This window comes from Neisseria sp. HMSC073G10, assembly GCF_001812605.1.
GTDB lineage: Bacteria > Pseudomonadota > Gammaproteobacteria > Burkholderiales > Neisseriaceae > Neisseria > Neisseria subflava_A.
In genome coordinates, this window is sequence record NZ_KV809506.1 from 43,682 (window position 1) to 67,299 (window position 23,618).

At 47.3% G+C, this 23,618-nt stretch carries 33 protein-coding genes and 3 tRNA genes; 1 reads left to right on the forward strand and 35 read right to left on the reverse strand.

Features of this window, described 5'->3' with window-relative positions:
• Window positions 1-10: 10 nt before the first annotated feature.
• The 32 genes from rplR to rsmB all read right to left on the reverse strand — a co-directional run bounded on the left by rplR (window position 11) and on the right by rsmB (window position 20,971).
• Entirely contained in the window at window positions 11-364 is a 354-nt protein-coding gene (rplR, locus tag HMPREF2865_RS03715) for a 50S ribosomal protein L18 (RefSeq protein ID WP_003749287.1), read from the reverse strand.
• A 13-nt stretch (window positions 365-377) separates the two neighbouring features.
• Window positions 378-911 carry a 50S ribosomal protein L6 gene (gene rplF, locus HMPREF2865_RS03720; RefSeq protein ID WP_070645683.1) on the reverse strand — a complete coding sequence of 178 codons (534 nt, stop codon included), beginning with the start codon at window positions 909-911 and terminating at the stop codon, window positions 378-380.
• A 13-nt stretch (window positions 912-924) separates the two neighbouring features.
• Window positions 925-1,317 carry a 30S ribosomal protein S8 gene (gene rpsH / locus HMPREF2865_RS03725; RefSeq protein WP_063075320.1) on the reverse strand — a complete coding sequence of 131 codons (393 nt, stop codon included), beginning with the start codon at window positions 1,315-1,317 and terminating at the stop codon, window positions 925-927.
• Window positions 1,318-1,331: 14 nt separating this feature from the next.
• Window positions 1,332-1,637: a 30S ribosomal protein S14 gene (gene rpsN, locus HMPREF2865_RS03730; protein ID WP_003684736.1), complete on the reverse strand. Its 306-nt coding sequence runs from the start codon at window positions 1,635-1,637 to the stop codon at window positions 1,332-1,334.
• A 2-nt stretch (window positions 1,638-1,639) separates the two neighbouring features.
• Entirely contained in the window at window positions 1,640-2,179 is a 540-nt protein-coding gene (rplE, locus tag HMPREF2865_RS03735; protein ID WP_003684750.1) for a 50S ribosomal protein L5, read from the reverse strand.
• 9 nt (window positions 2,180-2,188) lie between these two features.
• Window positions 2,189-2,512 carry a 50S ribosomal protein L24 gene (rplX, locus tag HMPREF2865_RS03740; protein WP_036493506.1) on the reverse strand — a complete coding sequence of 108 codons (324 nt, stop codon included), beginning with the start codon at window positions 2,510-2,512 and terminating at the stop codon, window positions 2,189-2,191.
• 11 nt (window positions 2,513-2,523) lie between these two features.
• Entirely contained in the window at window positions 2,524-2,892 is a 369-nt protein-coding gene (gene rplN, locus HMPREF2865_RS03745; RefSeq protein ID WP_002215434.1) for a 50S ribosomal protein L14, read from the reverse strand.
• Between the two features lie 227 nt (window positions 2,893-3,119).
• Window positions 3,120-3,383, reverse strand: coding sequence for a 30S ribosomal protein S17 (gene rpsQ / locus HMPREF2865_RS03750; protein WP_003684766.1), 264 nt, complete (start codon window positions 3,381-3,383; stop codon window positions 3,120-3,122).
• Window positions 3,383-3,574, reverse strand: a complete 192-nt coding sequence (gene rpmC, locus HMPREF2865_RS03755; protein WP_003684705.1) for a 50S ribosomal protein L29 — start codon at window positions 3,572-3,574, stop codon at window positions 3,383-3,385. Before rpmC ends, rpsQ begins: the two co-directional genes overlap by 1 nt.
• On the reverse strand, window positions 3,574-3,990 hold the full coding sequence (rplP, locus tag HMPREF2865_RS03760; RefSeq protein ID WP_003684741.1) for a 50S ribosomal protein L16: 417 nt from the start codon (window positions 3,988-3,990) through the stop codon (window positions 3,574-3,576). The genes rpmC and rplP overlap by 1 nt, the downstream gene beginning before the upstream one ends.
• Window positions 3,974-4,666, reverse strand: coding sequence for a 30S ribosomal protein S3 (gene rpsC, locus HMPREF2865_RS03765; protein WP_003684753.1), 693 nt, complete (start codon window positions 4,664-4,666; stop codon window positions 3,974-3,976). The genes rplP and rpsC overlap by 17 nt, the downstream gene beginning before the upstream one ends.
• A 9-nt stretch (window positions 4,667-4,675) precedes the next feature.
• Entirely contained in the window at window positions 4,676-5,005 is a 330-nt protein-coding gene (gene rplV, locus HMPREF2865_RS03770) for a 50S ribosomal protein L22 (RefSeq protein WP_003749277.1), read from the reverse strand.
• 8 nt (window positions 5,006-5,013) lie between these two features.
• Window positions 5,014-5,292 (reverse strand): 30S ribosomal protein S19, encoded by a 279-nt coding sequence (rpsS, locus tag HMPREF2865_RS03775; protein WP_002215422.1) that lies wholly within the window; start codon window positions 5,290-5,292, stop codon window positions 5,014-5,016.
• Between the two features lie 5 nt (window positions 5,293-5,297).
• Entirely contained in the window at window positions 5,298-6,131 is an 834-nt protein-coding gene (gene rplB / locus HMPREF2865_RS03780) for a 50S ribosomal protein L2 (protein ID WP_003684813.1), read from the reverse strand.
• 5 nt (window positions 6,132-6,136) lie between these two features.
• Window positions 6,137-6,451: a 50S ribosomal protein L23 gene (gene rplW / locus HMPREF2865_RS03785; protein ID WP_002243944.1), complete on the reverse strand. Its 315-nt coding sequence runs from the start codon at window positions 6,449-6,451 to the stop codon at window positions 6,137-6,139.
• Complete coding sequence (rplD, locus tag HMPREF2865_RS03790; protein ID WP_003684798.1) at window positions 6,448-7,068, reverse strand: 50S ribosomal protein L4; 621 nt, start codon at window positions 7,066-7,068, stop codon at window positions 6,448-6,450. Before rplD ends, rplW begins: the two co-directional genes overlap by 4 nt.
• A complete protein-coding gene (rplC, locus tag HMPREF2865_RS03795) occupies window positions 7,068-7,712 on the reverse strand; it encodes a 50S ribosomal protein L3 (protein ID WP_004464584.1) in 645 nt (214 codons plus the stop codon). The genes rplD and rplC overlap by 1 nt, the downstream gene beginning before the upstream one ends.
• 251 nt (window positions 7,713-7,963) lie before the next feature.
• Complete coding sequence (rpsJ, locus tag HMPREF2865_RS03800; RefSeq protein ID WP_002642322.1) at window positions 7,964-8,275, reverse strand: 30S ribosomal protein S10; 312 nt, start codon at window positions 8,273-8,275, stop codon at window positions 7,964-7,966.
• A gap of 17 nt (window positions 8,276-8,292) precedes the next feature.
• Window positions 8,293-9,477: an elongation factor Tu gene (gene tuf / locus HMPREF2865_RS03805; RefSeq protein WP_002215366.1), complete on the reverse strand. Its 1,185-nt coding sequence runs from the start codon at window positions 9,475-9,477 to the stop codon at window positions 8,293-8,295.
• A gap of 49 nt (window positions 9,478-9,526) precedes the next feature.
• A tRNA-Thr gene (locus HMPREF2865_RS03810) sits at window positions 9,527-9,601 on the reverse strand.
• A 9-nt stretch (window positions 9,602-9,610) separates the two neighbouring features.
• A tRNA-Gly gene (locus tag HMPREF2865_RS03815) sits at window positions 9,611-9,684 on the reverse strand.
• A gap of 31 nt (window positions 9,685-9,715) precedes the next feature.
• Window positions 9,716-9,799: transfer RNA gene (locus HMPREF2865_RS03820), tRNA-Tyr, on the reverse strand.
• Between the two features lie 98 nt (window positions 9,800-9,897).
• The gene (locus HMPREF2865_RS03825) at window positions 9,898-10,149 is read right to left on the reverse strand and encodes a YfhL family 4Fe-4S dicluster ferredoxin (RefSeq protein WP_003679513.1); all 252 of its coding nucleotides are present in this window, start codon (window positions 10,147-10,149) and stop codon (window positions 9,898-9,900) included.
• A gap of 122 nt (window positions 10,150-10,271) precedes the next feature.
• Window positions 10,272-10,844 (reverse strand): 16S rRNA (guanine(966)-N(2))-methyltransferase RsmD, encoded by a 573-nt coding sequence (rsmD, locus tag HMPREF2865_RS03830; protein ID WP_070645685.1) that lies wholly within the window; start codon window positions 10,842-10,844, stop codon window positions 10,272-10,274.
• Window positions 10,845-10,993: 149 nt separating this feature from the next.
• On the reverse strand, window positions 10,994-13,300 hold the full coding sequence (gene topA, locus HMPREF2865_RS03835) for a type I DNA topoisomerase (RefSeq protein ID WP_070645687.1): 2,307 nt from the start codon (window positions 13,298-13,300) through the stop codon (window positions 10,994-10,996).
• 74 nt (window positions 13,301-13,374) lie between these two features.
• The gene (locus HMPREF2865_RS03840) at window positions 13,375-13,830 is read right to left on the reverse strand and encodes a Smg family protein (protein ID WP_003749244.1); all 456 of its coding nucleotides are present in this window, start codon (window positions 13,828-13,830) and stop codon (window positions 13,375-13,377) included.
• A 24-nt stretch (window positions 13,831-13,854) separates the two neighbouring features.
• Window positions 13,855-15,045: a DNA-processing protein DprA gene (gene dprA / locus HMPREF2865_RS03845; RefSeq protein ID WP_070645688.1), complete on the reverse strand. Its 1,191-nt coding sequence runs from the start codon at window positions 15,043-15,045 to the stop codon at window positions 13,855-13,857.
• A gap of 94 nt (window positions 15,046-15,139) precedes the next feature.
• Complete coding sequence (locus HMPREF2865_RS03850) at window positions 15,140-15,376, reverse strand: hypothetical protein (RefSeq protein WP_070461203.1); 237 nt, start codon at window positions 15,374-15,376, stop codon at window positions 15,140-15,142.
• Between the two features lie 385 nt (window positions 15,377-15,761).
• Complete coding sequence (locus HMPREF2865_RS03855; protein ID WP_070645690.1) at window positions 15,762-17,036, reverse strand: sigma-54-dependent transcriptional regulator; 1,275 nt, start codon at window positions 17,034-17,036, stop codon at window positions 15,762-15,764.
• A complete protein-coding gene (locus HMPREF2865_RS03860; RefSeq protein ID WP_070645692.1) occupies window positions 17,023-19,149 on the reverse strand; it encodes a sensor histidine kinase in 2,127 nt (708 codons plus the stop codon). Before HMPREF2865_RS03860 ends, HMPREF2865_RS03855 begins: the two co-directional genes overlap by 14 nt.
• A 3-nt stretch (window positions 19,150-19,152) precedes the next feature.
• Window positions 19,153-19,746, reverse strand: a complete 594-nt coding sequence (locus tag HMPREF2865_RS03865) for a DUF4390 domain-containing protein (RefSeq protein WP_004520180.1) — start codon at window positions 19,744-19,746, stop codon at window positions 19,153-19,155.
• Complete coding sequence (gene rsmB / locus HMPREF2865_RS03870) at window positions 19,712-20,971, reverse strand: 16S rRNA (cytosine(967)-C(5))-methyltransferase RsmB (protein WP_070645694.1); 1,260 nt, start codon at window positions 20,969-20,971, stop codon at window positions 19,712-19,714. The genes HMPREF2865_RS03865 and rsmB overlap by 35 nt, the downstream gene beginning before the upstream one ends.
• A gap of 171 nt (window positions 20,972-21,142) precedes the next feature.
• Between rsmB and HMPREF2865_RS03875 the strand changes: the two genes are divergently transcribed.
• Window positions 21,143-21,427 carry a PepSY domain-containing protein gene (locus HMPREF2865_RS03875; protein WP_070645696.1) on the forward strand — a complete coding sequence of 95 codons (285 nt, stop codon included), beginning with the start codon at window positions 21,143-21,145 and terminating at the stop codon, window positions 21,425-21,427.
• A 62-nt stretch (window positions 21,428-21,489) separates the two neighbouring features.
• Here the strand turns inward: HMPREF2865_RS03875 and HMPREF2865_RS03880 are convergent, their stop codons facing one another.
• The 3 genes from HMPREF2865_RS03880 to def all read right to left on the reverse strand — a co-directional run bounded on the left by HMPREF2865_RS03880 (window position 21,490) and on the right by def (window position 23,607).
• Window positions 21,490-22,008 carry an O-acetyl-ADP-ribose deacetylase gene (locus HMPREF2865_RS03880; RefSeq protein WP_070645698.1) on the reverse strand — a complete coding sequence of 173 codons (519 nt, stop codon included), beginning with the start codon at window positions 22,006-22,008 and terminating at the stop codon, window positions 21,490-21,492.
• Between the two features lie 33 nt (window positions 22,009-22,041).
• Window positions 22,042-22,968, reverse strand: a complete 927-nt coding sequence (gene fmt / locus HMPREF2865_RS03885) for a methionyl-tRNA formyltransferase (RefSeq protein WP_070645701.1) — start codon at window positions 22,966-22,968, stop codon at window positions 22,042-22,044.
• A 135-nt stretch (window positions 22,969-23,103) separates the two neighbouring features.
• Entirely contained in the window at window positions 23,104-23,607 is a 504-nt protein-coding gene (def, locus tag HMPREF2865_RS03890) for a peptide deformylase (protein ID WP_003678675.1), read from the reverse strand.
• Window positions 23,608-23,618: the final 11 nt, after the last annotated feature.

The window sequence follows — 23,618 nt, forward strand, 5'->3', positions numbered from 1 at the left end:
TCTCCAAATATTAGAAGCTTAAACCATTTTCACGTGCAGCTTCAGCTAAAGCTTTCACACGACCGTGATATTGGAAACCTGAACGGTCAAAAGCAACTTTTTCAACACCCACTGCTTTAGCTTTTTCAGCAATACGCTTACCAACTACAGCCGCTGCTTCAACGTTGCTACCTGATTTCAGGCTACTACGTACTTCAGCTTCCAATGTAGAGGCTTGAGCCAATACTTTATCACCTTCAGCACTAATTACTTGAGCATAAATATGATTATTGCTGCGGAACACACATAATCTTACCATTTTCAAGTCCGCAATACGCGCACGGGTTTTGCGTGCACGACGGAGTCGGGTTGTATGTTTATCCATTAGTGAACCTCAATTATTTTTTCTTGGCTTCTTTCATCACTACTACTTCACCTACATAACGAACACCTTTACCTTTATAAGGCTCAGGAGAACGGAATGCACGAACTTCAGCAGCGACTTGGCCAACCACTTGTTTATCTGCACCAGTCAAAACGATTTCTGTTTGGCTAGGAGTTTGAACAGAAACACCTTCAGGCATTTCGTATACGATTGGATGAGAGAAACCCAAAGACAAGTTCAGAACTTTGCCTTGAGCTTGGGCACGATAACCCACACCAATCAATTGAAGTTTTTTCTCAAAACCTTCAGAAACACCCTTAACCATGTTATTAACCAATGCACGAGCAGTACCAGACATAGCATTAGCCTGTTTACTGTCATTTTTTGCAGCAAAAGTCAATTTACCATCGTTCAGTTCAATAGCAACATCGGAATGCAAAGGAAAAGACAATTCGCCGTTTTTACCTTTGATAACCAATGCATCTGTTCCGAATTTTACTTCTACACCAGCAGGAACAGTCACTGGGTTTTTTGCGACGCGTGACATTTACTTTTCTCCACTAGGCTACGATGCACAACAACTCACCACCAACACCCTCAGAACGGGCTTTGCGATCAGTCATTACACCTTTAGAAGTACTAACAATAGCGACACCCAGGCCATTCATTACGCTAGGGATCTCACTTGATGCTTTGTAAATACGCAAACCTGGACGTGAAACACGTTTAATTTGCTCAATCACAGGACGACCTGCATAGTATTTCAATTGAATTTCCAATACCGGTTTTGCATCAGCAGAAACCGCAAAATCCTCGATATAACCTTCTTCTTTCAAAACTTTTGCAATTGCACATTTCAGTTTAGAGGAAGGCATGGCAACTACTGCTTTATTAGCACGTTGCGCATTGCGAATACGAGTCAACATATCGGAAATAGGATCATGCATACTCATTATTTATACTCCTATTACCAGCTAGCTTTAACAACACCAGGGATCTCGCCACGCATAGCGATTTCACGGATTTTAATACGGCCCAAACCAAATTTACGGAAAGTGCCACGAGGACGACCTGTTAAAGCACAACGACGACGTTGACGTACAGGTGCTGCATTACGAGGAATGGATTGAAATTTCAAACGTGCTTCAAAACGTTCTTCTTCAGTCGCATTAGCATCATTAATAACAGCGAAAATTGCCTCACGTTTAGCTGCAAACTTTTTCGCCAATGCTTGACGTTTCAGCTCACGATTAATAAGTGCTTTCTTAGCCATGATTATCCTTTAAACGGAAACTTGAACAGTGACAACAAAGCTTTCGCTTCTTCATCAGTTTTTGCAGTAGTTGTAATAGTAATATTCAAACCACGCAAAGCATCGATTTTATCGTATTCAATTTCCGGGAAAATAATTTGCTCACGAACGCCCATATTGTAATTGCCACGACCATCAAATGATTTACCGCTTACACCACGGAAGTCACGTACGCGAGGCAACGCAATAGTAATCAAACGATCCAAGAATTCAAACATTTGATCACGACGCAAAGTTACTTTGCAACCAACTGGATAGTTATCACGGATTTTAAAACCCGCGATAGATTTACGAGCAACAGTAACAACTGGTTTTTGACCAGCAATTTTCTCTAAATCAGAAACAGCGTGTTCCATAACTTTTTTATCAGCAACAGCTTCACCCACACCCATATTCAAGGTGATTTTTTCAATACGTGGAACTTCCATTACTGATTTGTAACCAAATTGTTTAACCAATTCAGGAACAACTGTATCTTTATAAAACTCTCTCAAACGAGCCATGTTATCTCCTTATGCTCCAATGATAGAGCCATTTGATTTGAAGAAACGAACGCGTTTAACTTTGCCTTCATTTTCAATCAGCTTAATACCAACACGGTCTGCTTTATTAGTTTCCGGATTCAGGATTGCAACATTAGAAATATCCAAAGGCATTTCTTTAGTAATAATGCCACCCTCAATACCGCGCATTGGATTAGGTTTTTGATGGCGTTTTACAACATTAACACCCTCAACAACAACTTTATCACCCAATACTCGAACTACTTGACCTTGCTTACCTTTATCTTTACCGGTAATCACTACAACCTGATCGCCTTTAATGATTTTATTCATCGCGCTATTCCTTATAATACTTCAGGCGCCAATGAAACGATTTTCATAAATCGCTCAGTACGCAATTCACGGGTTACCGGACCAAAAATACGAGTACCCAGAGGTTCAAGTTTATTATTCAACAACACAGCAGCATTGTTATCGAATTTAATTAACGCACCATCAGGACGACGCACACCTTTAGCAGTACGAACAACTACCGCATTGTATACATCACCTTTTTTGACACGACCACGTGGGGCTGCATCTTTAACTGCAACTTTAATAATATCGCCAACAGAAGCGTAGCGACGCTTAGATCCGCCTAATACTTTGATGCACATTACGCGACGCGCACCAGAGTTATCAGCCACATCTAAGATGGTCTGCATTTGAATCATATTAGTACCTTTAAATTAACCAACTTAATTTACCACTTTCATATAACTCGCACCTTACTTTAAGCTGCTTATTAAATGAAACCATCACGGTTCTAGTAAACCAGTCTTGGATCCCGAAGGGAGAGAAACTTCCATAAGAAGCTGGAAGATAAGAAACGAAGTTTACACGCAAATTAACTTTGCTGCAAGACTTCGTTTCTTATTAAGCTACATTACTGTGTTTTAAATCAAACAGTACGCGCTTTCTCAACCAATTCTTTTACAACCCAAGACTTGGTTTTTGACAAAGGACGAGATTCCTCGATTACCACTACATCACCAATGCCATATTGATTGTTTTCATCATGAGCATGGATTTTAGTTGATAAACGAATAATTTTACCGTACAAAGGGTGTTTAACTTTACGTTCAACCAATACTGTAACAGTTTTGTCCATTTTGTCGCTTACCACTTTGCCTTGCAAAGTACGAACATTTTTAGCTTCGCTCATTACTTAGCACCTTTTTCAGTTAAAATGGTTTTAATACGAGCAATATCGCGACGTACACGTTTCAACTCGCTAGATTTACCCAACTGACCGGTTGCATTTTGCATGCGTAAGCCAAACTGAGCTTTCAACAAGTCCAACAAATCAGAGTTTAATTGCTCAATAGATTTGTCTTTCAATTCATTTGCTTTCATTATTGACCCACCTGTCTTACTACAAAGGTTGTAGGAATAGGCAATTTGGCAGCGGCCAATTCAAATGCTTCACGAGCCAAAGACTCAGGAACACCGTCCATTTCGTACAATACTTTGCCTGGTTTAACTTCAGCAATGTAATATTCCACATTACCTTTACCGCCACCCATACGAACTTGGATAGGTTTCTCAGTAATTGGTTTATCAGGGAATACACGGATCCAAATACGACCGCCACGTTTAATATGACGAGTCATAGTACGACGAGCAGCTTCGATTTGGCGGGCAGTCAAACGACCACGGCCTACGGCTTTCAAACCGAACTCACCGAAACTTACTTTGTTACCGCGAGTAGCAATACCGGTGTTACGGCCTTTTTGTTGCTTGCGATATTTCAGTCTAGTTGGCTGCAGCATTACGTCCACCTGCCTTTCTTTGTTTCTTCTCATGCTCAGGTTTAGAAGATTTAATATTACCTTCTGTATAAACCCAAACTTTCAGACCCAGTACACCATAAGTAGTGTGTGCTTCGCTAGTTGCATAATCTACGTTCGCACGCAAAGTATGCAAAGGTACACGACCTTCACGGTACCATTCGCTACGAGCGATATCAGCACCATTCAGACGGCCTGAAGTCATGATCTTGATGCCTTTAGCACCAGAACGCATTGCATTTTGCATTGCACGTTTCATAGCGCGACGGAATTGAACACGTTTTTCAAGCTGCTGGGCAATACCATCAGCAATGATTTGCGCATCCAATTCAGGACGACGAATCTCTTCAATATTTACATGAACAGGCACACCCATCAGAGCTTGCAAGTCACGTTTCAAGATTTCGATATCCTCACCTTTTTTACCAATAACCACACCTGGACGAGCAGAGTGAATGGTAATACGCGCAGATTTTGCAGGACGTTCGATCACTACGCGACCAACTGAAGCATTGGCCAGTTTTTTACGCAAGTAATTACGAACATCAATATCTTGTTTCAAAACAGTAGAAAAGTCGGTGCTTTTAGCAAACCATTTTGAAGCCCAGTCTTTAGTTACCGCCAGGCGAAAGCCTGTAGGGTTAATCTTTTGTCCCATAGCTTTTCCTTAGTTGCCCACTGTCACATTAATATGACAAGTTTGTTTCTCGATGCGGTTACCGCGACCTTTGGCACGAGCTTGGAAACGTTTCAAGCTTGGGCCTTTGTCAACAAAGATAGTTACCACTTTCAATTCGTCAATATCAGCACCATTGTTGTGCTCGGCATTGGCGATTGCTGATTCCAATACTTTTTTAATCAGCTCAGCACCTTTTTTAGGGCTGAATGCCAAGATATTCAAAGCTTGGGCAACGTCTTTACCACGAATTAAATCAGCCACCAAACGAGCTTTTTGAGCTGAAATACGGGCGTTTTTATGTTGTGCACTTACTCTCATGATTCACCTTATTTCTTTTTAGCCTTTTTATCAGCCAAGTGGCCTTTAAAGGTACGGGTCAATGAGAACTCACCTAATTTATGACCAACCATATTGTCGCTGATGAACACAGGCACGTGAGTGCGACCGTTGTGAACAGCGATAGTTAGACCGATAAAATCAGGCAAAATGGTAGAACGACGTGACCAAGTTTTAATTGGGCGTTTGTCGTTGCTTGCACGAGCAGCATCTACTTTTTTCAGCAAATGCAGGTCTACATATGGGCCTTTTTTTAATGAACGAGCCATACTAATTAACCTTTATTTGAGTAACGACGACGAACAATCATGTTATCCGTGCGTTTGTTATTACGAGTGCGGTAGCCCTTAGCAGGAGTACCCCATGGGCTAACCGGTTCGCGAGCCTCACCAGTACGGCCTTCACCACCACCATGTGGGTGATCAACAGGGTTCATTACAACACCACGAACGGTCGGACGAATACCACGCCAGCGGTTAGCACCAGCTTTACCGATTTTTTTCAGGCTTTGTTCTTCGTTACCAACTTCACCGATAGTTGCACGGCAATTTACGCTAATTTTGCGTACTTCACCAGAACGCAAACGAACTTGTGCGTAAGCACCTTCTTTTGCAAGCAATACCGCAGAAGCACCAGCAGAACGCGCAATTTGCGCACCTTTACCTGGTTTCATTTCGATACAGTGAATAGTTGTACCAACAGGAATATTGCGGATCGGCAGAGTGTTACCTACTTTGATAGCAGCCTCAGCACCGGAAACCAATACTGCACCTGCTTGAATACCACGAGGAGCAATGATGTAGCGACGCTCACCATCTGCATAGCACAACAGTGCGATAAATGCAGTACGGTTAGGGTCATATTCGATACGCTCTACTTTCGCAGGGATACCGTCTTTGTTACGTTTGAAATCTACAACGCGGTAATGATGTTTATGGCCACCACCTTTATGACGGGTAGTGATATGACCATTGTTGTTACGACCGGCAGTAGAATTTTTCTTTTCCAGCAGAGGCGCATAAGGTGCACCTTTGTGCAAACCTTCTGTTACCACGCGAACCATGCCGCGACGGCCTGCAGAGGTCGGCTTCATTTTAACGATTGCCATTTTGTTTATTCCTTATCTGCAGCTGCAGCAGCGGCTTCCAAATCCAACTCTTGACCGGCAGCCAGGCTTACATAAGCCTTTTTAACATCGCTGCGACGACCTAAAGTACGACCAAAACGTTTAACTTTACCTTTAATGGTAACAGTAGTAACGTCTGCAACTTGAACGCCGAACAGCAGCTCAACAGCCGCTTTAATTTCAGGTTTGGTTGCATTTGCCAAAACTTTAAACGTCATTTGGTTACGTTTTTCAGCCAATACGTTGCTTTTTTCAGAAACGATAGGTGCCAAGATTACTTGAGTCAAACGTTGTTGATTCATACCCATTGCTCCTCTAATTGTGCAACTGCATCTTTAGTGATAACGACTTTTTTGTAACGCAGCAAGCTGTAAGGATCAACTTGTTGAGCTTCCAAAACCAATACGTTAGGCAAGTTGCGTGAAGCCAAGTAAACATTCTCGTCGAGCTGTTTAGTTACAAACAGAACTTGCTCCAAACCCAAGTTCTTCACTTGTTCGGCAAAAACTTTGGTTTTAGGAGTTTCAGCAGTCAATGCTTCGATTGCAAACAAACGTTCATCACGAGCCAGTTGGGATAAAATAGTCGCCATACCGGCACGATACATTTTACGGTTCACTTTTTGAGTGAAGTTTTCGTCAGGTTTGTTTGGGAATGCACGACCACCTTTACGCCACAGCGGAGAAGAAGTCATACCAGAACGAGCACGACCGGTACCTTTTTGGCGCCATGGCTTTTTAGTAGAGTGGTTTACTTCGGCACGAGTTTTTTGAGCACGATTACCAGAACGGGCATTTGCCAAGTAAGCAGTAACCAGTTGGTGAACCAAAGCTTCATTGTATTCACGAGCAAACAAAGCATCAGAAACAGCCAAGCTGCCAGATACTTGTCCTTTAGCGTCAATTACTTTCAATTCCATTACGCACCTACTTTCACGCTAGGACGAACCACGACGTCGCTGTTAACCGAACCCGGAACAGCACCTTTAACCAACAAGAGTTGGCGTTCAGCATCAACACGTACAACTTCCAATTTTTGAACAGTTGCTTTAGTGTTACCGTATTGACCTGCCATACGTTTACCAGGGAACACGCGACCAGGGTCTTGTGCCATACCGATAGAACCAGGAACACGGTGAGAACGGGAGTTACCGTGGGAAGTACGTTGAGCACCGAAGTTATGACGTTTGATCGTACCAGAGAAACCTTTACCTTTAGAGGTACCGGTTACATCTACCAATTGACCAACTTCAAACATAGAAACGGTAATTTCATCACCGGCTTTCAATTCAGCCAGTTTTTCTTCAGTCAAAGCAAACTCAACCAAACCGCGACCAGCTTCAACACCTGCTTTAGCAAAGTGACCGGCTTCAGTTTTGTTGACACGATTAGCTTTTTTCTGACCAAAGGTAACTTGTACAGCAGTGTAGCCGTCAGTATCTTTGGATTTCACTTGTGTAACGCGGTTGGCAGACATATCCAAAACGGTTACCGGAACAGAAACACCCTGTTCGTCGAACACGCGAGTCATACCAACTTTGCGTCCAACCAGACCTAAAGTCATGATTATTTTCCTTTTAAGTAAAGGGGCGGGCTACGATTGGCCTGCCTTTCAGACAAAGTTAAACTTGATACGGATGTACCAAGTCCGCCATTATAATTGACAAATCAAAGAAATATCAACAAAAATTTCAATTTTACTTCTTAAACCCATCATTTTTTTCGGATGAAGTGTTGCCAAATATCTGAAAATTTTCAGACGGCCTAAGAATTCTATAAAAAACCGAACAGCCAAGCTGTTCGGTTTTTTAGTTCTTATTGAACTTTAATTTCTACATCCACACCTGCTGGAAGATCCAGTTTCATCAGTGCATCAGTAGTTTTGTCAGTCCAATCCACGATGTCCATCAGACGCAAGTGGGTACGGATTTCCAATTGTTCACGAGAAGTTTTGTTCACGTGAGGAGAACGCAAGATGTTGAAACGTTCGATTTTAGTTGGCAAAGGAATCGGACCTTTAACAACAGCGCCAGTACGTTTGGCAGTTTCAACAATTTCTTGCGCAGAACGGTCAATCAGACTGTAATCATAAGCTTTCAGGCGGATACGGATTTTTTGGTTTGCCATTTATCAATATCCCTCAATTAAGCAATTACAGAAGAAACCACACCCGCACCTACGGTACGACCACCTTCGCGAATCGCAAAGCGCAGACCTTCTTCCATAGCGATAGGCGCAATCAGTTCTACAGTAATGGTTACGTTTTCACCCGGCATTACCATTTCTACGCCTTCTTCCAAAGTAACTGCACCAGTTACGTCAGTAGTACGGAAGTAGAATTGTGGACGGTAGTTAGCGAAGAATGGAGTGTGACGACCACCCTCTTCTTTGCTCAGTACGTATACTTCTGCTTTGAACTTGGTGTGAGGAGTGATAGTACCTGGTTTAGCCAATACTTGACCACGCTCTACGTCTTCACGTTTAGTACCACGCAGCAATACGCCTACGTTGTCACCAGCTTGACCTTCGTCCAGCAGTTTGCGGAACATTTCAACACCGGTACAAGTGGTTTTTTGGGTTTCTTTCAGACCTACGATTTCGATCTCGTCACCAACGTGGATGATACCGCGCTCTACACGACCGGTTACTACTGTACCACGGCCGGAGATAGAGAATACGTCTTCGATAGGCAACAAGAAAGGTTTGTCCACAGCACGCTCAGGTGTTGGGATGTAGCTGTCCAAGGCAGCAGCCAATTCGAAGATTTTTTCTTCGTAAGCAGCATCACCTTCCAAAGCTTTCAGTGCAGAACCTTGTACGATTGGGCAGTCGTCACCTGGGAAGTCGTAGCTTGACAACAAGTCACGAATTTCCATTTCAACCAGTTCCAACAGCTCGGCATCGTCAACCATGTCGCATTTGTTCATGAATACGATGATGTAAGGTACACCTACTTGGCGAGCCAACAGGATGTGTTCGCGAGTTTGTGGCATAGGACCGTCAGCTGCGGAACATACCAAGATCGCGCCGTCCATTTGGGCAGCACCGGTAATCATGTTTTTAACGTAGTCAGCGTGACCCGGGCAGTCTACGTGTGCGTAGTGACGGGTTTCGGTTTCGTATTCTACGTGAGAGGTATTAATGGTAATACCACGAGCTTTTTCTTCAGGAGCGTTGTCGATTTGGTCGTAAGCTTTTGCAGCGCCACCGAATTTTTTAGCCAAAATAGTAGTCAAAGCAGCAGTCAGAGTGGTTTTACCATGGTCAACGTGACCGATGGTGCCAACGTTTACGTGCGGTTTGCTACGTTCAAATTTTTCCTTAGCCATGGCAATATCCTATAATCTAAGCTTTTTGAAATAAAGGGTAATAATGAGATGGTGCCCATGGGCAGATTTGAACTGCCGACCTCTCCCTTACCAAGGGAGTGCTCTACCCCTGAGCTACATGGGCGAAATTGTTTGGAGCGGGTGAAGGGAATCGAACCCTCACCGTAAGCTTGGAAGGCTTCTGCTCTACCATTGAGCTACACCCGCATACTCACTTTTTGCTCCAAGTAAGAATTTTTGGTGGAGGGAGAAGGATTCGAACCTTCGAAGCTCGCGCAACAGATTTACAGTCTGCCCCCTTTGACCGCTCGGGAATCCCTCCAAAAGAGAACGCTAGTTTATTGGCAACTCAGATTTCCGTCAAGATTTTTTTTCATTTATTTCTTTAAAAACATCCAAGTTTTTGCTTTTAAACACTATTTATTTAAACTGAATGATTTTTTCGTACTTAGCCATCAGTTCTTCGTGCGTTTCAGGATGCTCTTCATCGATCAAGATACAGTCGACAGGACATACCTGTTGGCACTGAGGCTCATCGTAATGGCCTACACATTGCGTACACAAATTTGGATTGATTTCGTAAATTTCTTCACCTTGCGAAATGGCATCATTAGGGCATTCCGGTTCGCACACATCGCAGTTAATGCACTCATCTGTAATAAAGAGCGACATTTCTATTTCCTTTTTTCTTAAATTATCAAAACCGATTGGGCGCGGATTATAGCACAAATGACGTCGGAACAATCCGTTTGAAAGAATGTTTTACACCTTGGGAATGATTCTCAAATTCTATACTATTCAGCAACTTGCAAATAGAGCAACAATTCAAACCTACTCATTCCCGCCTTTCCTTCCCGATAAATTTCCAGCCAATCCGGTTTTTCAGGCAGCTTCCCTGCTTCAATATAGACCATTGCCCCATTTTTCAAGTGGCTTTGCAATCGGATAAACAGATTTTGCCAATCTTCCCATGCAAACGGCGGATCAAGGAACACAACATCAAATTTTTCAGACGGCATTGCCAGATAAGCCATGCCGTCTGAACACTCGATTTTCGCCTGTTTCAAACCTAATTCACGGATATTTTTCTGAAGCGTTTGAACAGTTTGGCGGTGGTTGTCGACCATTACCACTTTTGTTGCATTACGAGAAGCAGCCTCCATTCCCAAAGCACCACTGCCACTGAATAAATCCAATACTGTTTTACCGGTTAAATCCTGACCCAGCCAGTTAAACAGTTTTTCACGCACGCTGTCAGGCGTCGGACGCAGACCATCTGCAGATAAAAATGTTAACTTTCGTCCTCTACATTGTCCGCCAATAATGCGTACTTGATTGGTGTGTTTGGAATGTTTGTTGTTTGCCATAATTCTTAAAAAGATGCCGATTTTTCAGACGGCCTCAATTATATAGTGAAACTGCTATCAAACCGTATTCCCTTCTATCCTTTACAATACAAAAAGGCCGTCTGAAAATCATTTTTCAGACGGCCTTTTTGTATCCAAGCTTTAACCAATTACTCTTTTGGCGCAGGCGGTTCAATCTGTTCTTTCCAGCCGCATTCTTTTTGCGGGCAGACTTTTTCCACGCCCCAGCGTTTGGTGGTTTTGATGGTCAAAACCGGCCACGCGCATTTTGGACAGGTTTCTGCAATGGGCGGGTTCCAAGTGGCGTAGTTGCAATCAGGATAGGTGCTGCAACTGTAAAACAGTTTACCGTAGCGGGATTTTCGCTCGACGAGGTTACCTTTTTTGCATTGCGGGCATTGGACGCCGGTGTCTTTCGGTTTTTCCAACGGCTCAACGTGCTTGCATTTCGGATAGTTGGCGCAACCGATGAATTTGCTGCCGGTGCGGCTGTATTTGTACACCAGCCGTCCGCCGCATTTGGGGCATTCGCGTCCATCGAGTTCGGCTTGCTCTGCTTCAGCTTTGGCAATGCGTTCAGCAGCTTCCTCTGCAGTTTCGTTGACGTTGCGGGTGTAGCTGCACTCAGGATAGCCGGCGCAGGCGACGAAGCGGCCCATTTTGCCGAACTTGATTTGCAGTTTGTGTTCGCCGCATTTAGGGCAGGTTTCGTCAAGTTCCTGCGTGGTGAATTTGGCGCGTTCGATACCCTCTTTTTCTTCTACTTGTTTGATAAATGGCTTCCAGAATTTATCCATCACGGGAATCCATTGGCGTTTGCCGTTGGCAATTTCGTCAAGCTGGTCTTCGAGTTTGGCGGTGAAGTGGTAATCGACATATTGGGCGAAGTGTTCGGTCAGGAATTTGTTGACGATGTCGCCTGTGTCGGTGGGCATAAAGCGTTTTTGCTCAAGGGTAACGTATTCGCGGTCTTTGAGCGTGGAGATGATGCTGGCGTAGGTCGAGGGGCGGCCAATGCCGTATTCTTCGAGGGCTTTAACCAGCGTGGCTTCGTTGTAGCGCGGCGGCGGAGTGGTGAAGTGTTGTTCACCGTAAAGTTTGTCTACAGGCAATTTATCGCCTTCACTCATTTCAGGCAGTTTTTTGCCGTCTTCGCTCTCTTCGTCGTCGCTGCTTTCTTCATAAACGCTCAAGAAGCCTGCGAAAGTCTGCACTTGTCCGGTTACGCGGAATACGCCTTTGCCGACGGTAATATCGACGGTGGTTTGGTCGAATTTGGCAGGCGTCATCTGACAGGCGACGGTACGCTGCCAAATCATTTGATAGAGTTTGAACTGGTCTGCGCTCAAGAAGGGTTTGACGCTTTCAGGCGTGCGGTACACGGAAGTCGGGCGGATGGCTTCATGGGCTTCTTGGGCGTTTTTGGATTTGGTTTTGTACTGCTTGGCCGAACTTGGCAGATATTCTTTGCCGATTTTGTTTTCAATGTAATGGCGGATTTCGGTTAACGCTTCATCGGCCAAATTCACGCTGTCGGTACGCATATAGGTAATCAGACCGATGGCTCCCTGCCCTACGTCTATGCCTTCGTAAAGCTGTTGGGCGGTACGCATGGTGCGGTCGGTGGTAAAACCGAGTTTGCGTACGGCATCCTGCTGCATGGTAGATGTGGTGAACGGCGCGGCGGGATTGCGGCTGCGCTTTTTCTTTTCGATGGCGGTAACGACGGCCTCTTTGCCTTCGAGTTCTTTCAACACGTCGGCTTGCGCGGCTTCGTTCGGCAGGTCGAATTGTTCGAGTTTCGCGCCGTTGTATTGGGCGAGTTTGGCGGTAAACTTACTGCGGCCTTTGTGGCTGTCGAGATGTACTGTCCAATATTCTTGCGCTTCAAACGCGCGGATTTCGTTTTCGCGCTCACAAATCAGGCGCAGGGCGGGACTTTGCACGCGGCCCGCGCTCAAACCGCGGCGGATTTTTTTCCATAACAATGGCGAAAGGTTGAAACCGACCAGATAGTCCAAAGCACGACGGGCTTGTTGCGCATCGACCAAATCCATTTCGATTTCGCGCGGATGGGCAACCGCATCGAGCACGGCGTTTTTGGTGATTTCGTGGAACACGACACGCTGCGGCTTAATGTTTTTTAAGCCGCGTTTGGATTTGAGGATTTCCAAAAGATGCCAAGAAATGGCTTCGCCTTCCCTATCCGGGTCGGTTGCGAGGTAGATGTTTTCGGCTTCTTTGGCACCGGCGACGATGGCATCGACGTGTTTGCTGTTGCGGCTGATCAGTTGGTATTTCATGGCAAAGCCATTGTCGGGATCGACTGCTCCGCTTTTCGGAACCAAATCGCGGACGTGGCCGTAAGACGCCAAGATTTCAAAATCACCGCCCAGATATTTTTTCAGGGTTTTGGCTTTGGACGGGGATTCGACGATTAATAGGTTTTTCGCCATTGTTGTTCTCTTTTGGATGTATTGGGTTTATGTTTCAGACGGCCTTTATTATTGAGGCCGTCTGAAAAAAAGGTTTAGTGCATCACGTTTTGTCCGGTCAACGCACTCATCAAGTCGTCGCCAATCAGGACAGGCAACTCGCTCTTGTGCATCCACAACACCAGCAATACCAACACTTTGGCGGTATCGAGGGTGATTTCGTCCGATGGAATATGCATCAGGGCGTGAATGACGATTTCGCGTTGCTCATAAGTAATTGCGTGTTCGGCAACCAAATACTGCATCAAGCCCATGACTTCCTGCGGCAGGTTTTCAGCTTCTTCACGGCAGAATACGCGCAGGGAGTCGCTGTTAAACGGCTCGGCATAGAATTCGGACGTATTGAACAAGACTTCCATCATCATCAATGTATTGCCGATTTCCGTAGCATCAAAACCTGCATCTTCCAAGAGGCGACCCAAATCCTCCGGAGGCGGACAATTGTCGAAATCTTGGAAGTGTTCGATTAAATAGGCAATGACTTCGGTCATGCTGGTTCCTTAAATATAGATAATTTATGCTTTGACACGCTGATAACGGCCGCCCGGTAAGGCAGCAACGATACCGTCAAGTTCGTATTCCAAAAGCTGTGCGTACACGTCTGCCGCTGCCGTATTGGTTTGTTGCGCCAAAATATCGGGGTGTATCGGGTCGTAACCCATTGCTTCCAATAAAGCGCTTGTTAATGGGGCGGCAGGTAGGTTTTCAGATGGCCTTTGCGGTTCATTCACTATTGTTTTTTGTTGCAGCCGTTCAGTTTGAGCGTTTTTCGGTTTGACCGTCTTATTTATAGAATATGATGGAACAGACGTATTTTGCAATAGCTGCGGACACTCATGGAGAATATCGTCCAAACATTCAACCAGTTTTGCCCCGTCTTTAATCAGCTTGTGGCAGCCTTTGCTATGCGGATTGTCTATCGAACCGGGCACCGCCATCACTTCGCGCCCCATCTCCGCCGCCAGCTTGGCGGTAATCAATGAGCCGGATTCCAATGCCGCTTCTACCACCAATGTCAGCTGCGACAACGCGGCAATCAGACGGTTGCGGCGAGGAAAATTGCCTGCAAATGGACGCGTATCCAAAGGGAACTCGCTGACAATCAATCCTTTTTCAGCAATTTCATAAGCAAGGTTTTTATTGGACGGCGGATAAATGCGGTCTATACCGGTTCCCCAGACGGCAATGGTACCGCCATCTGCCTGCAATGCGCCTTGATGGGCGGCGGTATCGATACCCGAAGCCATACCCGATACGACGGGAATGCCTTTTTCACTCAATGCCCTGCCGAAATCTTTGGCAATCCGCATTGCCTGCGGCGTGGCATGGCGGCTGCCGACAATCGCGGCAGAAGGTGTGTGCAACAACTCTGCATTACCGCGTAAAAACAAAACCGGCGGCGCGGTAATGCCTTGTGTCAGCATTTCGGGGAAATCATCATCTTGCAGCAGCAACAAACGGCAACCGTCCTGCGTTTCCCATTGTAAAGCGGCTTCAGCAGACCGCTGCGCCAAAGCCCGTTTGTCCGCATGACGCCACGACTCGGTCGCCTGTTTATGGCGTACCAACGCGGCAATTCTATCTGCCGGCGCATTCAAGGCAGCTTGTGCGCTACCGAATTGCTGCAACAGCACCAAAAAACTTTCTGCGCCGATATAGGGCGTAAATGCCAGTTGCAACCAAGCAAAACGCTCGTTTTCCGTCATCAATCTGTTCCCTTTTCGTAATGTTTTTTTCAGACGGCCTGAAGTAAATCAAGGCCGTCTGAAAATTTTATTGATATAAAGCTTTAGTTTCCCATCACAGTAACTTTCTCAAAACATCATTTTTATCCAATATACGATTAATCAGATATTCATCATCAGGTTTTAAGTTATCCATTAGCTCATCTACAACGGCCATACGGCTACGTAGAAATTTCAAAAGCTCCGGATTTGGGTTTTCTTTATTGTATTCATCATAGCGAGCCTGAACTAAAGACTGCTGACTTTGGCCTAAAATCTCTAAAGCTACTTCATAATCAAAATGTCCTAACATTGGACAACTCCTTTTCAAAAGTACATCTTTACATTAAAGCATATTTACATCTTTATGTTTTAGCCATTACTGCTGCATTTCATTTTGAATCGCCTGAATGACAAAATCTTTCAAAGAAATACCATGTTGAGCACAATAATTTTTCAATTCTTGGTGCATCGATTCAGACATAATCAATGTATAGTGTTTTTCCGACTCAGTTGTAATCTGAGCAGTTTTGCCGACTTTCGTATTCTTTCGGCTTAAAAGGCAAAATAACAATGCCGAGCCATATCATTATTTTTATAAAGTATTGCTTGCCTAAGCAAACCGTCAAATGACGATGCCGTCTGAAAAACCTGATGGCTTTCAGACGGCCTCTTTTGTGTTTGAACCGATATTGCGCTTATTCTTCGGATTTGTCGGCGCTGCGGCGCGATACGCTGATACCGAGTTGTTTGAGTTTGCGGTAAAGGTGCGTACGCTCCAAACCAACCTTTTGCGCCACGCGGCTCATATTTTGGCCTTCTTGGGCGATGTGGTACTCAAAGTAGCGGCGCTCGACTTCTTCCCTCAATTCACGCAAAGGCATATTGAAATTGAAGCCGCCGATGATTTCTGTCGCCGTCGCGTTTTCCTTCTGACCCAAAGCCACAGCAACGGCCTGCTCGTCCACTTCTTTGCCGTCCGATTCCAACATGATGTTTTTCACCGTTTCGGCAAGCTGGTCGTAATTGCCCGGCCAATCGTATTGGCGCAAAACCACCAACGCGCTATCGCTGAATTTTACCGGCTGGATTTTTTGACTTTCGGCCAAATCGGTCATGATGCGGTTGATTAAAAAGACGATATCGTCTGGTTGACTGCGCAAAGAAGGAACATTGATGCACTCTTTCAACAGCTCCGCCAGTCGGCCGGCAACGACGTCATCAGCGCTCTCACCGCGTTTAAAGCCGCATGAAGCAATCACACGGACATTGTAGCGGTCGGCTTTTTCAAGCAAGAAAGCAATGCCGTTTTGGATATTTTTGCTGTAACGAGCAATATCGCCGACATAGAAAATGCCGCCTGATGCCTTTTGCAACAGCTCCATCGGCGTATCGACAATGTGTTCGACACGGTCGGTTGCCACCCAAGGCGTACCGCTTTTGTGCAGATAGCGGGCGACAATCTCAAACGGCGAGCCTGCCTCACCGGCCAACAACAGCGGGCGGTTGTGTTTGGCGGCCGCTTCAATGCTGCCGTTCATTTCTTGAATGACGGAACTGTTGCCCAGTTTGTCCAAAGTCATGCCGGAGGCCGTCTGAACTTCGCCGTGTTTCAAGGCACGTTCTACTGCGGACAAGAGTTTTTGCAGGGCAATCGGTTTTTCCAGAAAATCGAGCGCACCGATTTTGGTGGCTTCAACTGCGGTGTCAATACTGGCATGGCCGCTCATCATAACCACAGGCATATTGAGTTGGCCGTTTTTCGCCCACTCTTTCAACAAAGTGATGCCGTCGCAATCGGGCATCCAAATGTCCAGCAACACCATGGCCGGACGCGTTTGATAACGCAATTGGCGCGCTTCTTCGGCATTTTCAGCCAAAGTGACGGTATAGCCTTCGTCTTGAAGGATTTCGGAGAGCAGGTCGCGGATGCCTACTTCATCATCTACAATCAAAATATCACTGCTTCGCATAAGTTTCTGCCATTTCCGGTAAAGCTATTTTGACACACGCGCCGCCGCTGTTCTGATTGCTCAGGCTGATGCGGCCGCCATGCTCCTCGATAATTTTTTTCACAACGGGCAAACCCAGCCCCGTTCCTGTCGGTTTGTCGGTAACGTACGGCTCAAAAGCATTGTGCAGCATTTCTTTGCTGAAACTTTTACCGTTGTTGCAGACAGTCAGGAAAACCTGTCCGCCTTCGCGTCCTGTTTCGACGTTTACTTGCGGCGCTTCGTCCGACTCTGCCGCTTCTGCGGCATTCTTAAATAGGTTATGCAACACTTGGCGCATCGCCGTCGTATCGGCAACAATCGGCAAGGCGTCGGCGCTGAGCCGAGCATTAAACTTGCACGCGCCGGCCTCATATAATACCAATACTTCCGACACCAAACCGTTTAAATCTTGTTTTTCTAAATTCAGCGACGGCGCACGCGCATAATTGCGGAATGCTTCGACCATTTCTTTCAGCGCGGCAACCTGTTTGACGATGGTATCGGTTGAACGGCTGAGGATTTGAGCGTCTTGTTCATCAAGTTTATCATGCAATTTCCATGCCAATCTCTCGGCAGAAAGCTGGATAGGCGTGAGCGGATTGCGGATTTCATGCGCCAAGCGTTTCGCCACTTCGCCCCATGCGGCCTCTTTTTGTGCCCGCATCAAGACGGTAATGTCATCAATCACCATCACCACGCCATTATCGTTGTCTTCCGGCAGGATGGTGGCCTTGCCCAATAAGATTCGGGCATCATCGGGCGCGGCATATTCGACTTGGACGGGTTTGTCGCTGTCGGCGGTTTCATTAATGGCGGCAAACACATCGGCCAACAGGGTTTGCTGCGGCGATTTGCCGTGCCATTGATGCCAGTTGCTGCCCCACAAAGACACCAACGAAACGCCCAAAATCTGTTCGGCGGCTTTGTTAAAGGTTTTCAGACGGCCATCGGCATCCAAAGTAATCACACCTGTGGTCAAACTTTCCAACACACATTCCAAATAATGGCGGGCGGCTTCTTCGCGCAAACGGTTGCGCTCGTCCGCCTCTTTGGCAATCGATAATTGCTCGGTCATGTGGTTGAACAACTGGGTCAAACGTCCGAACTCGTCATTGCGGAATACCGGCCGGGTCTGGCTGAAGTCGCCCTGAGCCACCGCCCGCGCGCCCTCTGCCAACGACAATACCGGTGCCACAAAACGGCGGGCAAAATACAAAGCCATCACCAGCGCCAAAAAAATGGCCAACAATGTTGCGACCAACAACGTGGACAGGAAAAAGGTTTGCAGGCCTTTTTTGGTATAACTCAGCTCAGCGTATTTGGCACGAGCCGCTTCAATCAGCGTCGCATCTTGGGCAACATCTTTCGGAATCGGCTGCCGGAAAAACAACGCATAATCCTGATTTTTATGCGTACCGATCAGCATCCAGCCTTGAGCATACAGCACGCCGCCGATGTTTTCCAAGCTGCGAACCGAACCGGTCTGCTCCAGCTGCTCCCATCCTTCTTTGTTAAGCTCGGGTTGATTTAGTTTCAGGGGATTGATGCTTTTCTCGGCTTTATGGGTAGTCGCGTTGTAAAGCGCCAGCTGGGCAAAGTCGGCAGTAAGCGCGGATTTTGCCAGCGCTTGCCCTAAGTTGCCGTCCAGCGAAGCGGCGCTGATTAAGTCGATTTGCACCGGCGTGGCGTTGCTGACAGCGTTGTCCACCGCCAAGTTCAGCGCGGATTTGCTCAAATTTAAGCTGCGCTCTAGAGCCTCATGGGTATCGTTGCCAAACCAAGAATTAATCGTACCGTTAATAAACTGGGCGGAAATACCGAACAAAAACACGCCTGGCAATACGGCAACCAAAGTAAACATCCCCGACAGCCGACGCGCAATCTGCGAGCCGAATACGCTTTTGCTGTTGTCGCGCATCAAAAGCACGACATAGCGCACCAACACCGCGGCCAACACCAGCAACAGCAAGCCGCACAAAGCAACAATCCACCAGAAATAATCGGACAACACATTGCTGCTGCCCGTTGCAACAGTCAGACCGTACAACAAAACTACGGCGAATACGGCGGCAATCAGGAGAAAGCGGCGCATGGTTTACTCCTGCACGACCGACAAGGATTTCCAACCCGAATCCAAATGCCAGTTTTTAGACGTCAGAGCATTGATTTGGAACGGTTTGGGCAGCTTGGCGGTTGTCAGCAGCAGGCGGATTTCAGCCTTCGTGTCTTTGGCGGCCACATCACTCAGCGCGCCTTTGGACAAAACCTTCCAATTTGCGACCGCGCCCACTGCGCGCAAGGCAGTCTCAAGCGTGTCGTACTCGGTAGAAAACGTACCGACGGTAACGCGATAGCGGTTGGTCAGCGGATGGAAGGACAATTTGTATTGAATCGTGCTGTCGTTGTTGAGCAGCTGGTCGAACTTGAATTTATAAGACGACATAGACGGCGCTGACAGCTGCCAACTCAAATTGAAATGCAGGGGGACGCCCTGTTTGAGTGCTTCTTTAAGCTGGTCGGGCAGGTCGGTGCGGAAACGACTGCTGACGGAAAGCTGTCCGGCATGGGTCAGCTTTGCCTCGGCACGGGTCGCACTGATGCCCTCGCCCGCCGCATTCAGCGACACGGCGAGCAAGAGCGGTACAATCAGCGTTTTACTGCTTTTTAATAAGCGCGTAATAAAAGCCATCTTGATGTTTGTTCGGTAAAAGCACATGCGATTCGATCAACTCGGCATCGGCATGGCGGTTAAGGAATTTTTGCAACTGACTGTCGTTTTCTTCGACAAAGACCGAGCAGGTAGCCAGCAACATCCTGCCGTTTTTCGTCAGGGTCTGCCACAGCGCGTCTAATAATGCTTCCTGTTGGCGTGCGGTTTTGACAGCATCGGTCGGTCGGCGCAGCCATTTTACGTCGGGATTGCGGCGCGCCACGCCCGAAGCGGTACACGGCACATCGGCCAAAACAGCGTCAAAGGCCTTACCATCATACCATGCCGCCAAGTCCTGCGCATCGGCACAAGTCAAAGAGGCCGTTTGAAAGCCTAAACGGTCAAGATTGCTCTTCACCCTGTTCAGACGGCCTTCGTCTATATCCAAAGCGGTAACATGACAATCTGCCAGTTCCAAGATATGGCCCGTCTTACCGCCCGGCGCCGCACAGGCATCGAGGATGCGTTCGCCGTCTTTCGGGTTCAACAAATAGGCAGCACGTTGCGCACCAAAATCCTGCACCGATACCAGGCCGTCTGAAAAACCGGGCAGGCGGCTTACCGGCACGGCTTCTTCCAACATCACGGCGTATTCGTCCAACGCCCTGGCCGGAATACCTTCCGCTGCCAGTCTTTCCAAATAGCTTTCGGCATTGCCGTGTCGGAGGTTGACGCGCAAAGTCATCGGCGGATGCGATTGCAGCGCGGTGGTGATGTTGTGCCAATGTCTCGGATAATGGTTTCTCAAGTAAGCCACCCACCACAGCGGCAGGTTGTGTTTCGCCACATCGTCTTTTTTGCAGGAAGCCGCGAGCTTGTCGCGTTCACGCAAAAAGCGGCGCAAAATCGCATTGGCAAACGAGCGAAACTGGCCGCGGCCGATTTTGGCAATGCTTTCCACCGCTTCATTGACCACGGCATGAGGCGCATTGCGCGTGTAATGCAGTTGGTACATCGCTGCCAAAAGCAGGCTTTCAAGCTGCGGATTGTCAATCGGCTTCTTCAACATTTGACCAAGCATGTGCTTCAAACTGCCCAAATAACGTTGGCAACCGTAGGCAATATCCTGCAACGCGCCGTTTTCCTGCGCCGTCAGCTGCGGATGCGCCGCGCGGATTTCCGCCAAGACATCCTGAAGATTGCGCCCTTCGGCAACCGCGGCAACGCTGTCGGCGGCCAGTTTTTGGGCGAGGGACATACTCATATTTTTGCTTTCTATTTAAAAGTTTAATTTAAAATATTAAATAATTTTCTTAAAAAACTATAAACCTTGATATCATACCCAAGTAGCAAATCTCTATTTTCATTCATCTTATTGGCAAATGGCCGCTTTTGGTTTCAGAGTCAATCTTTTACTCCCAAACAAGGAAATTTTATGAAATTACGTTCTACTTTTGTCCTGCTGACTTCTGTAGTATTGGTTTCCGGCAGCTTGTCTGCAACAGCTGCCCACAAACATCATTCTCGTTCCATTTCTAAAGCTCAAGCCATTACCATTGCCAAAAAACATGTTGGCGGCGGCCGCGTTACAGACGTTGACCGCAGCAACGGCCGCTGGGAAATTGAAATCCGCAAAGGCTGTACGGAATACGATGTGGATGTTTCAATCCCAAATGGCCGTGTGACCAAGGTCGATCAAGATAACCATTGCGATGACTGAGCAACCTACCAATATTGAATTTTCAAGCCGGACGATGTGTCCGGCTTTTCCATTTACAATTTTCAGACAACCTGTTCGGCTGCCAGCAATGCCCGATAATATTCGGCATCTGTTTTGGAAAAACAGCAAAAGATGATTTTTTCCACTGCCGGACATTGCGGTAGGGTTTGCTTCAAACTCTCTAAAGCGATACGCGCGGCGGCTTCGGCCGGGAAGCGGTACACACCGGTGCTGATGCACGGAAAGGCAATGCTGTGGAGATTGTGTTTTTGGGCAAGCAGCAAGTAATTGGCGTAGGATTGTGCCAATTTGGCCTCTTCATTTTGTTTTCCGCCAAACCATACCGGCCCGACCGTGTGGATGACAAAACGCGCAGGCAAACGATAGCCTTTGGTTATTTTGGCTTCGCCTGTGCGGCAACCGCCCAAAGTACGGCACTCCTCCAGCAGCTCTTTGCCTGCGGCACGGTGTATTGCATCGTCTACGCCGCCACCGCCCAACAGCGATGAATTGGCGGCATTGACAATCGCATCGACTGCCAATCGGGTAATATCGCCCTCGAGCACTTCAAAAACAGCCATTGTCTTCTTTCCTCTACGTTGATTTCCAGCCTGTTACAAAACCGCTCCGACTTCAATCGTTCTGCCTGCCGCAAATGCCTGTATGCTCATGCGTTTGCTACCGGAAGGCTGCAATTCGGTAATGTTCAGCGCATTTTCACCGCACGCCACCAGCAGGCCGTCTGAAGTGCAGGACAATACTTCGCCAGCCTTACCCTGTTTGGACACTACCTCGGCACGCCAGATTTTCAGCGGTTTGCCTTGATACTCGACCCACGCGGCAGGTACGGGGTTAAAGGCGCGGATTTTGCGTTCAATAATGTCCGCGGACTCGTTCCAATCGATACGCGCTTCTTCTTTGCTCAATTTCTGGGCGTAGGTAACGCCTTCTTCAGGCTGCTTAACCGCGTTCAGACGGCCTTCCGCCTGCAAACGCTGCAAGTCGGCCACAATCGCTTCCGCACCCAAACCCATCAGCGCGTCATGCACTTCGTTTGCAGTATCCGTAGGTTGGATGGCATAACGGTGTTCGCTGACCACATCGCCGGTGTCCAAGCCGATGTCCATCTGCATGATACACACACCGGTTTCGGCGTCGCCGGCTTCAATCGCACGTTGAATCGGTGCCGCGCCGCGCCAACGGGGTAACAGCGAAGCGTGGATATTGAGGCAGCCGTGTTTGGGCGTATCCAACACTTCCTGCGGCAAAATCAAACCATACGCGGCCACTACCATCACATCCGTGCCCGTATCTTTAAGCATTTGCAGGGCTTCGGCGTTATTGCGCAACTTTTCCGGCTGCGCCACGGTCAAACCCAATTCCAAGGCAGCCTGTTTAACCGGCGATGCGGTCAACTGCATGCCGCGGCCTTTGGGGCGGTCGGGCTGGGTCAACACCAGCGGAATTTCAAAACCTGCGGCGGCGATGGCTTTCAAGGCGGCGGCGGCAAAATCAGGCGTACCGGCAAAGATGACTTTCATGTTGTGTCCTTGTGGAAATGGTTTGAATGGGCACGTTGGGCAAACTGTTTCAGCTGAAAAGGCCGTCTGAAAGATTGAAAACCGAAGTCTGCCTTCTGTTTTGTCTTTTCAGACGGCCTTTAAGCGATGCGCAGGTCAGATGGTGTGTTTCTGACGTTTTTTCAGTTTGGTTTTGATGCGGCCTTGTTTCAGCTGCGACAGGTGTTCGACAAACACGATGCCCATCAGGTGGTCCAATTCGTGCTGCACGCAGATTGCCAGCAGGCCGTCTGCTTCCAGCGTGAATTTCTCGCCTTTTTCGTTCAAAGCTTCAACTTTGACGCGCTCGGCACGGGTTACGGTATCGTAAATGCCCGGCACGGACAGGCAGCCTTCTTCATAAGTCGTCTCGCCGTCTTTTTCGACAATGACGGGATTAATGAACACGCGCGGCTCGCTGCGGTCTTCGGTCAAATCCATCACGACGATGCGCTCGTGTACGTCGACCTGAGTGGCCGCCAAGCCGATACCGCGTGCTTCGTACATGGTTTCAAACATATCGGCAACCAATGTCTGGATGCGCTCGTCGATTTTTTCAACAGGTTTGGCGACCGTATGCAAACGCTCGTCAGGGTATTGGAGGATGTTCAGTAAAGCCATAATATTCTCGT